General features: G+C 60.1%; 14 protein-coding genes, 1 pseudogene and 1 riboswitch. Of the genes and pseudogenes, 7 read left to right on the top strand and 8 right to left on the bottom strand.

Annotated features, from left to right (window positions below):
- Positions 1 to 75 precede the first annotated feature (75 nt).
- The 4 genes from BT199_RS02215 (at position 76) to BT199_RS02200 (ending at position 4,204) form a co-directional block, all read left to right on the top strand.
- Entirely contained in the window at positions 76 to 1,005 is a 930-nt protein-coding gene (locus BT199_RS02215) for a DNA/RNA non-specific endonuclease (protein WP_072433778.1), read from the top strand.
- Positions 1,006 to 1,123: 118 nt separating this feature from the next.
- Positions 1,124 to 1,317: riboswitch (cobalamin riboswitch) on the top strand.
- A 114-nt stretch (positions 1,318 to 1,431) separates the two neighbouring features.
- Positions 1,432 to 2,442, top strand: coding sequence for an ABC transporter substrate-binding protein (locus BT199_RS02210; RefSeq protein ID WP_072433777.1), 1,011 nt, complete (start codon positions 1,432 to 1,434; stop codon positions 2,440 to 2,442).
- On the top strand, positions 2,439 to 3,443 hold the full coding sequence (locus tag BT199_RS02205) for a FecCD family ABC transporter permease (RefSeq protein ID WP_003192595.1): 1,005 nt from the start codon (positions 2,439 to 2,441) through the stop codon (positions 3,441 to 3,443). The genes BT199_RS02210 and BT199_RS02205 overlap by 4 nt, the downstream gene beginning before the upstream one ends.
- Positions 3,440 to 4,204, top strand: a complete 765-nt coding sequence (locus tag BT199_RS02200) for an ABC transporter ATP-binding protein (protein WP_014719176.1) — start codon at positions 3,440 to 3,442, stop codon at positions 4,202 to 4,204. Before BT199_RS02205 ends, BT199_RS02200 begins: the two co-directional genes overlap by 4 nt.
- A gap of 153 nt (positions 4,205 to 4,357) precedes the next feature.
- Here the strand turns inward: BT199_RS02200 and BT199_RS02195 are convergent, their stop codons facing one another.
- The 3 genes from BT199_RS02195 to BT199_RS02185 are packed head-to-tail and all read right to left on the bottom strand — an operon-like array spanning position 4,358 to position 6,208.
- On the bottom strand, positions 4,358 to 4,849 hold the full coding sequence (locus tag BT199_RS02195) for a GNAT family N-acetyltransferase (RefSeq protein WP_072433776.1): 492 nt from the start codon (positions 4,847 to 4,849) through the stop codon (positions 4,358 to 4,360).
- Entirely contained in the window at positions 4,839 to 5,768 is a 930-nt protein-coding gene (locus BT199_RS02190; protein WP_072433775.1) for an alpha/beta hydrolase, read from the bottom strand. Before BT199_RS02190 ends, BT199_RS02195 begins: the two co-directional genes overlap by 11 nt.
- Positions 5,768 to 6,208 carry a tryptophan-rich sensory protein TspO gene (locus tag BT199_RS02185; RefSeq protein ID WP_003192600.1) on the bottom strand — a complete coding sequence of 147 codons (441 nt, stop codon included), beginning with the start codon at positions 6,206 to 6,208 and terminating at the stop codon, positions 5,768 to 5,770. Before BT199_RS02185 ends, BT199_RS02190 begins: the two co-directional genes overlap by 1 nt.
- Positions 6,209 to 6,372: 164 nt before the next feature.
- On the opposite strand from BT199_RS02185, the gene chrA reads away from it, so the two are divergent.
- Entirely contained in the window at positions 6,373 to 7,572 is a 1,200-nt protein-coding gene (gene chrA, locus BT199_RS02180) for a chromate efflux transporter (RefSeq protein WP_072433774.1), read from the top strand.
- A gap of 8 nt (positions 7,573 to 7,580) precedes the next feature.
- On the opposite strand, the gene BT199_RS02175 is transcribed toward chrA, so the two are convergent.
- The 3 genes from BT199_RS02175 to BT199_RS02165 all read right to left on the bottom strand — a co-directional run bounded on the left by BT199_RS02175 (position 7,581) and on the right by BT199_RS02165 (position 9,395).
- Positions 7,581 to 8,144 (bottom strand): nucleotidyltransferase family protein, encoded by a 564-nt coding sequence (locus tag BT199_RS02175; RefSeq protein WP_072433773.1) that lies wholly within the window; start codon positions 8,142 to 8,144, stop codon positions 7,581 to 7,583.
- Positions 8,145 to 8,336: 192 nt separating this feature from the next.
- A complete protein-coding gene (locus tag BT199_RS02170; RefSeq protein ID WP_072433772.1) occupies positions 8,337 to 8,858 on the bottom strand; it encodes a DUF2846 domain-containing protein in 522 nt (173 codons plus the stop codon).
- Between the two features lie 63 nt (positions 8,859 to 8,921).
- Positions 8,922 to 9,395 carry a hypothetical protein gene (locus BT199_RS02165; protein ID WP_256575922.1) on the bottom strand — a complete coding sequence of 158 codons (474 nt, stop codon included), beginning with the start codon at positions 9,393 to 9,395 and terminating at the stop codon, positions 8,922 to 8,924.
- Positions 9,396 to 10,038: 643 nt separating this feature from the next.
- Here BT199_RS02165 and BT199_RS02160 point away from each other — a divergent pair.
- Positions 10,039 to 10,272 carry a DUF6124 family protein gene (locus BT199_RS02160; RefSeq protein ID WP_072433770.1) on the top strand — a complete coding sequence of 78 codons (234 nt, stop codon included), beginning with the start codon at positions 10,039 to 10,041 and terminating at the stop codon, positions 10,270 to 10,272.
- Between the two features lie 391 nt (positions 10,273 to 10,663).
- Positions 10,664 to 11,116: a hypothetical protein gene (locus BT199_RS02155; protein ID WP_232964678.1), complete on the top strand. Its 453-nt coding sequence runs from the start codon at positions 10,664 to 10,666 to the stop codon at positions 11,114 to 11,116.
- Between the two features lie 295 nt (positions 11,117 to 11,411).
- Here the strand turns inward: BT199_RS02155 and BT199_RS02150 are convergent, their stop codons facing one another.
- On the bottom strand, positions 11,412 to 12,449 hold the full coding sequence (locus BT199_RS02150; RefSeq protein ID WP_003192619.1) for a GGDEF domain-containing protein: 1,038 nt from the start codon (positions 12,447 to 12,449) through the stop codon (positions 11,412 to 11,414).
- A gap of 180 nt (positions 12,450 to 12,629) precedes the next feature.
- Positions 12,630 to 12,995, bottom strand: a pseudogene (locus BT199_RS27635) (methyl-accepting chemotaxis protein); the annotation flags it as partial.
- Positions 12,996 to 13,162: the final 167 nt, after the last annotated feature.

Here is a 13,162-nt window from a genome sequence, read left to right as displayed (position 1 = left end):
GTTCGCCACCTGGGCCAAATTGTCATGGTTTTGTGTTTCAGTGGTGTTTATCCCAGGCCCATAAGGAACATGCCCATGCCCGCCCGCGCAGCCAACATCGACCTTTCCCACCGCCCAAGGCTTGCCGACCTGCGCCCATTGGTCGCGGCCAGCCCCACCCTGCTGGAAGCCAGAGCCGCGACGCCGCGCGTCACCGCGGCCAAGGACCTCAAAAACCGCGCAGGCTATGCCGACGACTTCCTCAGCGACTTCGTGGTGCCATGGCCCACGGTTGACCAGCCACTGGCAGGCGACGTGCAACCCAAGCGTCTGGACTACACGCATTTCTCCATCACCCTGTCGCGCTCTCGACGACTGGCGCTGTACGTGGGGGTGAATATCGACGGCGCCAAGCATGTAGACATCACCCGCAGCAACGACACCTGGGCCTACGATGGTCGCCTCCCCCTGGAGGCGCAGGTAGGTGAAGAGCTCTATGCCGGCAATGGCCTGGACCGCGGACACCTGGTACGGCGCCAGGATCCCAATTGGGGCGACGAGGCGAACACCGCCAACTTCGACACCTTTCACTTCACCAACTGCTCGCCACAGATGAGCGGCTTCAACCAGAAGACCTGGCTGGAACTCGAAGACTACATCCTCGACAACACCCAGCGCTGGAAAGCCCGGGCCACGGTATTTACCGGACCAGTGTTCGCCGATGACGACCGACTTTACCGTGGCGTGAAAATCCCCAAGGCGTTCTGGAAAGTGGTGGCCTACCTCAGCGACGAGGGCAAGCCGTCCGCCAGCGCCTACATGATCGACCAAAGCCGCGAGCTGGGCCAACTCGACCTGGTATTCGGCCCGCTGCGAACCTACCAGCGCAGTGTGATTGCGATCGAACAATTGACCGGCATCCGCTTCGCCAACCTGGCCGACTACGACGGCTTCAGCAACGAAGAGCGCGCCACAGGCACCCGGATCGAAGCGCTGATCCGCGGCCCCCAGGATATTCGGCTCTGACGCTTCTTTTGTAGCAGCGAGCTTGCTCGCGAAGAACAGGAAAGCGCCGCGGGGCATCAGGTGCCCAGCGTTATCGTTGACGACCTTCGCGAGCAAGCTCGCTCCTACAAGGATGATCGCTTACCATACGGCCGCCGGTTCCCGTATGGGACTAACAGGGAATTCGAAACGCCGCACGCGGCGTGAACCGAAACTGCCCCCGCAACTGTAGATGCCGAGCCTGCCCTTGAATGCCACTGGACCACGTCCGGGAAGGCGGGGCATGGCAACGACGCATCAGTCAGGAGACCTGCCGGCCCAGCTAATTCACTAACCGGCGGGGTGTCCGGGAAGGACATCCTGGCCCTGCGCATCAGCAGCGCCCATGGGCGTATTTCCGAGCCGTACCTCCCCTGCTGCACCTACGGTTCACAAGGAGATCGCCTCATGCTGCCACGCGTTACCGCCCTGATCGCAGGTTTGAGTGTGTGTGCCCTGGCGCAAGCCGCGCCCACTCAGTACCCGCTGACCCTGCAAAACTGCGGCAGCACCCTGACCTTCCAGCACGCCCCCGCCCGCAGCGTGACCATCGGCCAGGCCGCCACCGAGATGCTCTACGCCCTGGGTGTGGGCGACAAGGTGGTCGGCACTTCGCTGTGGTTCAACAACGTGGCGGCGCAGTACAAGGCCCAGGACGATCACATCGAGCGCCTGGCCAACAACGAGCCCAGCTTTGAAGCCGTACTCGCCAAGCGCCCGCAACTGGTGGCCGCCGAGCTGGAATGGGTGGTGGGCCCCCAAGGCGTGGTCGGCACCCGTGAGCAGTTTCATGAACTGAAGATCCCCACCTACCTGTTGCCGTCCGACTGCGAAGGCAAGGACAACCTGGTGGGCGCCGATGGCACGCGATTGGAGCCCTTTCGCATCGAGACGATCTACCAGAGCCTCCAGCAACTGGCGCAGATTTTCGACGTGCAGGATCGCGGCCAACAACTGACCGACGAACTCAAGGCGCGCCTGGCCAAATCCGTCGCCATGGCCCAGGGCAAGGGCTTGCAGCAAGCCAGTGCACTGGTGTGGTTCTCCAGCGCCGAAATGGCCAGCGACCCTTACGTAGCCGGCCACAAAGGCGTGCCGCAATTCATGCTGCAAACCCTTGGCCTGCGTAACGTGGTGCAGTCCGATGAGGAGTGGCCCGCTGTCGGCTGGGAAACCATCGCCAAGGCCAATCCCACCTTCCTGGTGATCGCACGCATGGATCGCCGTCGCTACCCGGCCGACGACCATGAAAAGAAACTCGCCTTCCTGCGCAGCGACCCCGTGACCCGCAACATGGACGCGGTGAAGAACAACCGCATCATCATCCTCGACGCTCTGGCCTTGCAGGCGAGCCTGCGCACCTTCGAGGGCCTTGAACAACTGGCGGCCGCCATTGACGGCTACCACCTGGGCCAATGATGCGCACCCTACTCGCCCTGGCGTTGCTGCTGCTCGCCCTGCTCGCTGGCGTCGCCATCGGTGAAACCGCCATCGAACCGCAGGTAGTGCTGCAGGTGCTCGCCAATAAACTCTGGGCCGCCGGCTATGTACTGGACCCCATCGACGAAGGCGTGGTGTGGAACTACCGCCTCACCCGTGCATTGGTGGCCGCAGCTTGCGGCGCAGGGTTGGCAACGTGCGGGGTGATCCTGCAATCGCTGCTGCGTAACCCGCTGGCCGACCCGTACCTGCTGGGCATCAGCGCCGGCGCGTCAACCGGCGCGGTGCTCGTGGCCTTGATCGGCGTGGGCGGTGGCCTGGTGTCGTTGTCGGCGGGCGCGTTTGTGGGGGCGATGGCGGCCTTTGCGCTGGTGACGCTGCTGGCGCGGGCCAGCGGATCGTCCAGCGGTACCGGGCAGATCATCCTCGCGGGCATCGCCGGTTCACAGTTGTTCAATGCCCTGACCGCGTTCCTGATCACCAAGTCGGCCAGTTCCGAACAAGCCCGCGGCATTATGTTCTGGCTGCTGGGCAACCTCAGCGGCGTACGCTGGCCGTCGGTGTGGTTGGCGGTGCCGGTGGCGGTCGTGGGGCTCGCGGTGTGCCTGTGGCACCGGCGTGCACTGGATGCGTTCACCTTCGGCAGCGACTCGGCGGCCTCCCTCGGCATCCCGGTGCGCCGCGTGCAATTTGTGCTGGTGGCCTGCGCCGCGCTGGTGACGGCGGTGATGGTGTCCATCGTCGGCTCCATCGGGTTTGTCGGCTTGGTGATTCCCCATGCGGTGCGCCTGTTGCTTGGCACCGGGCATTCGCGCTTGCTGCCGGCCAGCGCCTTGGGGGGCGCGCTGTTTCTGATCGCTGCAGACGTGCTGTCGCGCACCTTGATCAAGGGCCAGGTGATTCCGGTGGGGGTGGTGACCGCATTGGTAGGCGCGCCGGTGTTTGCGCTGATCCTGATTGGCCGGAGGAATGCGCGATGAGCGTGCTCAGTTGCCGCGGCCTGGGCTTCAAAGTGCGTGACGCGCAGTTGCTGCGCGACATTGACCTGGACGTGCAGTTGGGTGAGACCCTGGGTATCGTCGGGCCCAATGGTTCAGGCAAATCCACCCTGCTCAAATTGCTGGCTGGTTTGCGTGTGCCGGCCAGCGGTGAGGTTCGCCTGGGTGGCAAGCGGCTCGGTGAGTTGTCGCGCCGCACCATCGCGCAGCAATTGGCGGTCGTGGAGCAACAGGCCGACACCGACGACGCCATCCGTGTGTTCGATGCCGTGGCCCTGGGCCGCACGCCATGGCTGTCGGCGTTGAGCCCGTGGTCACGCGAGGACGACGCCATCGTGCACCAGGCCCTGCATGACGTAGACGCCACCCACCTGAGCCAACGCGCCTGGCGCAGCCTCTCCGGTGGCGAGCGCCAGCGTGTGCACATCGCCCGCGCCCTGGCGCAACGCCCGCAGATTTTATTGCTGGATGAGCCGACCAATCACCTGGATATCCAGCATCAACTGGCGATCCTCAAAGGCGTGCAAGGCTTGCCCGTGACCACCTTGATTGCGCTGCATGATCTGAACCAGGCGTTGACCTGTGATCGCCTGGCCGTGCTGGATCGCGGGCAACTGGTGGCGCTGGGCGCGCCGCTGCAAGTGCTGACGCCACAGCGCTTGCAAGAGACCTTCGGCGTGCAGGGGCATTACCTGACGGACCCGTTCGACGGCGCGCAAATCCTGCGCCTGCGCTCCAACTGAATCCGTAGGTTGGGGCAGCTTGCTCTGGTGACGGTCTGACGGCCAACTGCGGTCCAAATGTGGGAGGGGGCTTGCCCCCGATGAGGGAGTGTCAGCAAATACATCGGTGATTGGCCCACCGCTAGCGGGGGCAAGCCCCCTCCCACACTTCACCTACAGAGGCCGATGCATGTGGGTGGTTTGCCATATCGGGTCGGCCTCGACATCCACCACCTCAAACCCCTGCCTGCGCCAGAAATCAATCGCACCGGGCAGAAACGGATGGGTATGCAAGTACATCATCTCTACGCCATCGGCCCGCGCCAGCGCTTCCAGCGAGCGGTATAACTGGCCCGCCAGGCCCAAGCGTCGCGCTGCCGGGAGCACATACAGGCGCACCACTTCCACTGTCTTGCGCCCCTGGTAGTTCAACTGCGGGAAGCGGCCGTCGTAGGGCCGATAAGCCACCGCGGCAACGATCCGGCCTTCGGCACGAGCAATCAAAAACCGTCCGCCCCCCTCAAGGTAGATCGCTTCAAACTGCGCCAGATCGTGGGGCACGCCGGTGGCACTGAGCGTGGGAAACAGTTCATCCCGCGCCAGCAAAGCAAAGCTCAGCACCTGGGGAATGTCAGCGGCCTGCACCGCCTCGATACTAACGCTCATCGCCAAGGATGCGGCCCGTTATCCACTGGCGAGCGTAAGCCAACACGCGATCGGCCATCGCCACCGGAAAGTGAATAAACCCGTGTGCCGCTTCTGGCAGCAAATGAGCCTCCACCGTTGGCCATCGCTCGGCAATCAGCAGGGTGTCATCCTTGAGCGGGTCCAGTTCACCCACAAACATCAACGCGGGCGGCAGCCCTTCAAAGTCCCCATACAAGGGCGACAACGGTGGCTGACGGCGCGTCTCGTCGCTGATCCCCGGCGTCAGCAGGCGCAGCGCCTGGACCATGCCAGGACCGTCCAGCAACAAGGTGCCCGGCCCGGCCGTGCGCACACTGGGCGTGCCGGTCAAATCGTAGACGCCGTAATACAACACCGCGCCGCTTACCCGCTGGAGCAACTCGGGCCATTGCTTGAGCGCCAACAAAGTGGCCGCCGCCAAGTGCCCGCCGGCCGATTCACCGACAAAAAACACCGGCAGGCCGGCAAACTCCGGGCAGTCCGCCAGGAGCCAGCGCGCAGCCGTCAGGCAGTCTTCCAGCAGCCCTTCAATTGGCGTATCCACCGCCAGCCGATAATCCACCGACACCACCGCCACGTCGCACGCATTCACCATGCCGAGGTTCAGGTCGTCATCCATTTGCGCATTGCCGATCACCCAGCCACCGCCATGGATGTCCAGCACTACGCCTTTGGGCCTGCCATTGGGGCGCAAGATGCGCACGGGCACCGTGCCCAGCCTTTTCAGCTCAACCACGGGCGCCTTCTTGAACGTCTGGCTAGCGCGTAGCAGTGCCTGGATCAGACGCGGCGTCACGCGGTTGCGTACTTTAAAGCGCGGCATCCACGCCAGTCTCTGATTGAAGCGGCGCATCTGGGCCAGTTCGGGCTCGCTGGCAGGCCAATGCTGGTAGGCCATCAGCGGTTATTGCGCAGGATCGAGAAGTTCAACGCCGCGGCCACGCACAGCCACGCCAGATACGGGAACAGGATCAGCCCGGTGATCAAATCCAGGCGCACGGCCAGCACCACCATCGCTGCCACGGTGAGCCACAAGAGCACGATTATCACCATCCCGGCGAACAACCGATGGGCACCAAAGAACACCGGCGTCCACAGGGTGTTCAACGCAATTTGCGCCGCCCACAGGGCCAACACCATTTCGCTGCCGGGGATCAGGGTCAAGCGGTAACCGGCCCAGGCCAGCAGCAGGTAGATGATCGTCCAGGCCACTGGGAACAGCCAATTGGGTGGGGTGAAACTGGGCTTGACCAGGGATTCGTACCAGGCGCCGGGTTTGAAGATCACGCCAGTGCTGGCGGCGGCGGCGCAGGCAAGCAGGAAGATGAAAAAGGTCATGGTCGGTCCTTGAGGTCCAGTGGATGGAAAACAGTACACTGCTTTTAAGTGACTCAAGCAACCGCGGATAAATTCAATGGGGGCGGCAAAATACCCGCGCTTCTACGCGTCATGAAAATTGGTTATGGTCGGCGAAATCCAGCACCGTTGCCCGAGACATCCCCTTGCCCCAGCTTACCGATCACCGCAGCCGCCCCTGGTCAGTGTTCCTGATCTTCCTGCGCCTGGGCCTCACCTCTTTCGGCGGGCCGATTGCACACCTGGGCTATTTTCGCCAAGAGTTCGTCACCCGCCGCCGCTGGCTCAGCGAGCGCAGCTATGCCGAACTGGTCGCCCTGTGCCAGTTCCTCCCAGGCCCGGCCAGCAGCCAGGTCGGTATCGCGTTGGGCCTGTCCCAAGCAGGTTACCGGGGCGCGGCGGCAGCCTGGGCCGGGTTCACCTTGCCGTCGGCCATCGCCCTGATTCTGTTTGCCCTGGGGCTGGCCCACTACGGCGGCGCCCTCCCCCATGGCGCGCTGCACGGCCTCAAGGTTGTCGCCGTGGCGGTGGTGGCCCAGGCCGTGTGGGGCATGGCACGCAACCTGTGCCGAGGCGTTTTACGGGTGGCGTTGATGTTGATCGCCGCCTGCGTGGTGGTGCTGCAACCCTCCGCCTGGGCTCAGGTCGGGGTCATGGTGGCTGCAGGCGTGGCTGGCCTGTTGTTGTTCAAGCCCGAGAGCAGTGCCGAGCCCGACGCCCTGCCCATCGCCATCAGCCGCCGCACCGGAGCCCTGTGGTTGATGCTGTTTTTGCTGTTGCTGGTGGCCTTGCCACTCCTCGCCGCATGGGCGCTCAACCCCACGCTGGCGCTGGTGGACGCCTTCTACCGCACCGGCGCGCTGGTATTCGGCGGCGGCCACGTGGTGTTGCCATTGCTGCAAGCCGAAGTGGTGCCCAGCCAATGGGTCAGCAACGATGTATTCCTCGCCGGCTACGGCGCCACTCAAGCTGTGCCCGGCCCACTATTCACCTTCGCCGCCTTCCTCGGCGCCTCCATGACCCACGCCCCGAGCGGTTGGCTTGGCGGGGTGATCGCGCTGCTGGCGATCTTCGCCCCGTCGTTCCTGCTGATCTTCGGCGCCTTGCCCTTCTGGGCCGACCTGCGCAAAAGCCCGCGTACCCAGGCGGCGCTCGCCGGGGTGAACGCGGCGGTGGTTGGCCTGTTGTTGGCGGCGCTGTACCAGCCGGTGTGGACCAGTGCGGTTTTCACTGGCTATGACGCCGCACTGGCGTTGCTCGCACTGATCGCGCTGATGGTGTGGAAGCTGCCGCCATGGTTGGTGGTGTTAGGTTGCGGCGTACTCGGGGGGTTACTGGATTTGTGAGCGGGGGCTCAGCCCGGCTCGACAATCTTGAGCCACGGCCAACGCGCCTGATAACTCCTGGCCTTGTGCAAAAACAGCGCCGGCTCCGGATGCAAAGGGTTGATGCGCAAGACACCCTGCTCCACATCCTCCAAGCCATAAGGCGCATACACCTCGCCCGAGGCAATATCCAGCGCAATGCACGTACCCGCCACCAGGTAACGGTCAACCCCTTGCCGGGCCGAATGCAACTGCGGGTAAGGCCGGCCAAACCGCTGCCCATACCAAAGGTGCACCCGCGCCTGATTCCTGACCTCCACATTCACCCCCAGGTCTTGGAATAGCACCTGCGCCGCACGAATTACCGCGTCTTCCGCCTCGTAGGACAGGTCCTCGTCAAAGTAAAAAACGTCATAGTCCTTCACGCCCTGAGCCGCCGGCAGATTCGCCTGATGGTTCCACACCGCCTGGAACAAACAGCCCGCCGTGAGCAAGCACTGCTGCACACCCAGATCCGGCAGGCGCGCGGTGATTTGCGCGTTGATAGGATTGGCCATGGCCAATTCGAGCAAGGTGTCGACAGTCAATGTCATGTTCAGTCCTCCATCGTCAGCGCCAACCATAACACCTGAATATGGCACTCCTGTAGGAGCAAGCTTGCCCGCCAAGCGCCCTGCCCTGGCTGATGATTATCCCTTCACTCAATAGCTCGGCCACTCGCCGCGTCTTCCTAAACCACGTAAAACGACTCGGCGAGTTGGATGTTGATGAAGTGGGGCGGGGGGTTACCGTGCGGTTGCCGGCAGCTCCTGGCACCACTTGATAGAACGCAGCGCTTCCTCGGCAGGCACAAGCGCGTAGCGCGAGTAAAACATTGTTCCGCTGAAACGACGGCCGTCGACTTCGCCCAAGGTCTGTCCATCCTTGTAGTCAGAGGTGCTGAGTTGATCGGCGATGTAATACACCTTGCCATTCTCAACGGTGATATCGAAACGCTGGTTAACCATACCGCTGATGATCGGTGGCGAGGTGGAGGCAACGCTGTGCTTGCCGGCGGGAATGCCGGCCTTGAAAAAACTACCGGAAGGCAAGCTGCCGACGGTGCGGCCATCGACCTGAATAGTCGGGGCGACCCCGCCACCGATGCTCGCCGCCGTGCGATAAAAGTAAACCGTGGCCTCATCCGCACGAGGTTCAGCCGGTGACGTGAAGAACGGTTGGCCTTTGAGGTCCGGACCGCTGATGCAGCCGGTCAGTGAGACCAGGCCTGCGAACAGGCTGGCCCAAAGTAGCGTAGAGCGCTTCATGCATGAATTCCTTGAACGTGGATCAATGGGCGTTGGGGTCGATGACTGTCACCGGTACCGGCTTCAAATCGTGCACAGCCCTTTACCGAAGTCAGTGGCATCAGAACTCGGCCAAGGCGCAAAACCACTCTTCGGCGTCAGATTCACGATGTTCCGGTCCTTGAGCATCGGGTACTTGCGCTTGAGCGCCTGCACCGTGTCCTCGGCATTGTTCACGTTTGACAGGCAAAAGCGCAGGGCATCGACGCGCAGATCACCGATATAGAGAGTTTCCCCGGCCTTCACCGAGAAAACCGCAGGCACCGGGCGCGGCATCGACTTACCCGCGTAATACACGTAATGCCACTGCGTGTACTCATACTCACCCGGTGGCACTTCATATATGAAGTAATGGCCCAGCACAGAGGGGGATGGCTGATCATCTTCATTGCCCAGCGTCGTCAGCCGTAATACGGTGCCCGGGGCTCCCTGTTGCTTGATCTCAACCACCAGCCCATGGGGCTGCATCATCGGAAAGCTCTCACCAACCGAACCCACGATGATCGCCTTACTCGGGTCCGGTGCGTGCTTGCCGTCGTAGCGTGACGTAGCGCACCCGGATAGAAGCGTCGCGCAAAGTGCGACTGCGGCCCAGACAAGATGTTTACTGCTGACTTTCCCTAGCATTGGTTTTTTTTCCGATCAGTAATCTTGCAGTTCGTGGAGCCCAGCCGAGCGAACCAAACGTTCGCACATCTGATGCTTCGTTGCTGGCTCGTCGGCCTCTATTGTCCAGCTACCCGCACCTTGATAACAACCCACTCCTGTAGGAGCGAGCTTGCTCGCGAAAAACCCAAACGATCACGCAGCGCCTGAAGGCAAAATCCGATTCCCCTGCCGCGCCTTGCTCCATTGCCTACGCCTGCGTCAGAATCCGCCGGCTTGTGCGCTGAGGTGGCCGTCTCTAAGGTGGCTCGGTCGCTGAATTGTTCAGTGATTCGGGTTTAGTAGCCTGAGCTTGGGTATCTATTAGTGCATGAGTTTCATCAATCAGACAGTGCGTCTGTGCTTGATGGTGGCTGTGCGTAGGGCGTCTTCGGGCGCGCCGGCTTTAGATATCCACCGGTCTACTAACCTGCGTACAGCTGCCACCCACTGTTTAGCAGCGGAAAGGTGGTGGCATCACTCAGGATGTCTACTCATGCCAAAAGCAGATTCAACAACGCTCTTCACCGTCGCCCCCAACACCAGCAACGAAACCCTCATCACCAACAGCTACGAAACCTTCACCAGCGTCAGCACCCTGCTGCTCGACCTGTCCGAAGACCTCAACGGCAAACACCGCGACATCGCCCTCGCCATACACCAACTGAGCGAACTGGGCGTACTCCTCACCGCCAGACTCCTGGACCGCGAAGCGCCCTGCCCTGGCTGATGATCAGCTCTTCAATTCATTAGATCGATGATCTCGTCGCGTCGTTGTAAGCCACATACAACGACTCGACGATTTGGCGCTTGATGGCTTTGGTGGATTCAGCCTCAGCACAAAGCCCTCTGCGATGACGAGAGCGACGACTGCTTTAAAAGTGCGCTTGTACTTTCGCTGGCTCGAAACTGATGGGCGATGAGTTTCCTAATCCGCTCAAGTACTAGCTGGCTTCGCGATGCGGTATCCTAACCAACTCGTTAAACAAGGAAGAATAACGCGCTCGTCGTCATTTCTGTCGTATCTCAAACTCCCAGCTGTTCTGCTGATTGTCGGTCTCACAACCGCTTGTTCCAACTACCACTACAAGGATTACCAAGGCGATTGGGCACCGGAGTTGATGACGCCATATGACCTGTCCAATAACGCGGCCAATGCGCCAGTGGTGTATTTCGCCACCACCCGTTTTCGCGGATTGGGAGTAAAATTCCATCGATTGCTGCTGGCCACGCATGTGGACGACCAACTACTAGAGGGTTCCGGGCGGCGCTCAATCCTTGACGTTTCCGGCAAGCAGGCACTGCGCTTGACCCCAGGCAAACACTCCTTGAGCTGGTGTTGGGTATCGATGAATGCCTTGGGTACCGGTGGCGCCAAGTGCGGCTTCGGTGCTCGCGATGTGGAATTCCGCGCAGGCCAGCGATATGTCGTGGACTTCACCACCCGCGACGACATCAATGGGCCCCCGGGGCGTCAGGTCTCGACCATTACTATCGAATCCGAGATTCGAAATCTGGACACCCATGAAGTGATCTATCCGGTGAGAGGTATTGCAGAGCTGGAGAAGGAATAACGATTGCGACGATCACCGTCACAAACTGAGTTGGGCGGTGATCGAATGCTACGAGGCAAAGGAGAGCATCCGACGCTAACCTGCCCTCAACGAAGGGCAGCAATCGGCCAGAAGCAGACGTTCAGCGATTGGGGCTAAACGATGTCTGCGCCCCCATCAGGAGCTTGAGAAAGCTTTCAGCCTCTGAGCGGTTCTGGAACATTAAAGTGAAGGTGCCCAGAGTAAGCAAGCAGCAAGGGGGAGATTCGATTTCTTCGAAAACGATTTTCACAGACGTCCTCCAGTCAAACCTTAATTACGTAGTTACAGGACGTAGCGGTTTGACCTGCCTTCCATCCTGAAACACCCGATCCTTACCATCATGCTTCGCTTTATACATATTGCTGTCGGCGCATTTGAGCACTGCGGACATGTCCGATGTCGCTCGGAACTGCGCGACGCCCGCGCTGCAAGTGAACTGATGCGGAGGCAATACACTGCAACGGATGTTGCCCAGCAGGCGCAATGCGTACTCATGAGCAACCGCATCATCTTCGCCCAACAACAAGACACCGAATTCCTCACCTCCAATCCGCCCGACACTGTGGCTGCCAGGGGTGGATTTCAGGCACGCGGCCATGGCACACAAAATCTTGTCACCGACATCGTGACCGTACTGATCGTTTTTTAATTTAAATTCGTCAATGTCCAACATTATAAAGTAGCCGCTGCGGCCTTCTGCCAATGCATTTTGGAAGAACCCCATAAAGGCCCGTCGATTAAGTAAGGATGTGAGAAAATCCGTCTCCGCCAATGTCCTGAATTCACTTTCGACCAACAACACTGAGCGCATGTTTCTTAGATAGGTAAAGCTGAGAGTAAACCCTATGGACATGGAAGCAACGCAAAAAATGACCAGATAAACTTCCAGTTCCCGGTAAAAGCCAACGTCCAAATTGGGCCACATCAGTATCCAGACCAGCAATGTAGAGAGAAGATAGTCCTGAACCGTGACGAATAAGATAGCACTGCTTACCACGATGATCACAGCTAGGGGCAGCGTAAAGACGCGCAGCTGCACATTGGTGTCAATCACATGCGCAAAGCCGAGTGACAAAATCAATATATACACGCCGCCGAGCATTCTCCATATGCGAAAATCAGCAACTACGCGATGAACGTACCAAATAACCAACAACGATGCTGTAACCAACATATTTAACAGATTTAACGTTGTCGCAGGCTCAATCAGCAACACACAAAGCCAGGAAACAATTCCCGCCATTTCAATCTTGGTTACCGCTGGTGATAGCAGTGTACGCATTCTTGGTCTGATTTTGAAAGTCGCCGGCATCCCTAAACTCCTTTTCCGAAACGGCCTGAATGTGATGTCAACGTCTGGGCAATACCTAATCAATGAATTAAGTGTGCTTTGGCATCCAAATTCCTGTTATCAATCGGAAAAACCGTACGCAAAAACTTCCATATTGCTTTCACCAAAGGAGGAGGCGTTACCGCGACGCAGATAAAGCGTTCAATACAGATCGCTGGTGACTCTACCAATGGCTTTCACTACTTGCTTTGCGCCTGACTGGATAGCTGCCATCGCCATACCTGCCTGTTCGGACAGTTCCAATAAAACGTTGGCTTGGTCTCTGCTGCACTGGACATGCAACGCGGCTTCGCCGGCCAATTCTCGATTTTGCCTGACCACACCGTTAATCTCCTGGGTGGCCGCACTGGTACGGCCGGCGAGCTTGCGCACTTCATCCGCCACGACAGCGAATCCTCGTCCATGCACTCCAGCGCGTGCAGCTTCGATAGCGGCGTTAAGCGCCAAGAGATTGGTCTGGGTGGCAATGGCGCCGATCGTGTCGACGATGGAAGCGATCAACTGCGACTGCGATTCAAGCGCGGTCATGCTGTCGGTCACCAAGGCCATCTGTTGGGAAATATTCTGTGTGCCGAGCACGGAGTCGGCGACCAGTTCCATCCCTCGGTTAGCTTTCACATCGGTATCTAGCGACACGTCGTAAGCCATGGTCGCTGCTTGTTTGATTCCGTCGG

It is taken from the genome of Pseudomonas sp. NFR02 (genome assembly GCF_900119375.1).
Classification (GTDB): Bacteria; Pseudomonadota; Gammaproteobacteria; order Pseudomonadales; family Pseudomonadaceae; genus Aquipseudomonas; species Aquipseudomonas paracarnis.
Note: the sequence above shows the minus strand (reverse complement) of the source record. Positions and strands in the feature narration are given on the sequence as shown.

Bases quoted from the DNA above. Each gene is read 5' to 3' on its own strand.
- BT199_RS02215 (WP_072433778.1), top strand. From the start codon at position 76: ATGCCCGCCCGCGCAGCCAACATCGACCTTTCCCACCGCCCAAGGCTT.
- BT199_RS02150 (WP_003192619.1), bottom strand. From the start codon at position 12,449: ATGCCGGCGACTTTCAAAATCAGACCAAGAATGCGTACACTGCTATCA.
- BT199_RS02210 (WP_072433777.1), top strand. From the start codon at position 1,432: ATGCTGCCACGCGTTACCGCCCTGATCGCAGGTTTGAGTGTGTGTGCC.
- BT199_RS02175 (WP_072433773.1), bottom strand. From the start codon at position 8,144: ATGACATTGACTGTCGACACCTTGCTCGAATTGGCCATGGCCAATCCT.
- BT199_RS02170 (WP_072433772.1), bottom strand. From the start codon at position 8,858: ATGAAGCGCTCTACGCTACTTTGGGCCAGCCTGTTCGCAGGCCTGGTC.
- BT199_RS02195 (WP_072433776.1), bottom strand. From the start codon at position 4,849: ATGAGCGTTAGTATCGAGGCGGTGCAGGCCGCTGACATTCCCCAGGTG.
- BT199_RS02205 (WP_003192595.1), top strand. From the start codon at position 2,439: ATGATGCGCACCCTACTCGCCCTGGCGTTGCTGCTGCTCGCCCTGCTC.
- BT199_RS02160 (WP_072433770.1), top strand. From the start codon at position 10,039: ATGCCAAAAGCAGATTCAACAACGCTCTTCACCGTCGCCCCCAACACC.
- BT199_RS02200 (WP_014719176.1), top strand. From the start codon at position 3,440: ATGAGCGTGCTCAGTTGCCGCGGCCTGGGCTTCAAAGTGCGTGACGCG.
- BT199_RS02185 (WP_003192600.1), bottom strand. From the start codon at position 6,208: ATGACCTTTTTCATCTTCCTGCTTGCCTGCGCCGCCGCCGCCAGCACT.
- BT199_RS02155 (WP_232964678.1), top strand. From the start codon at position 10,664: ATGACGCCATATGACCTGTCCAATAACGCGGCCAATGCGCCAGTGGTG.
- BT199_RS02190 (WP_072433775.1), bottom strand. From the start codon at position 5,768: ATGGCCTACCAGCATTGGCCTGCCAGCGAGCCCGAACTGGCCCAGATG.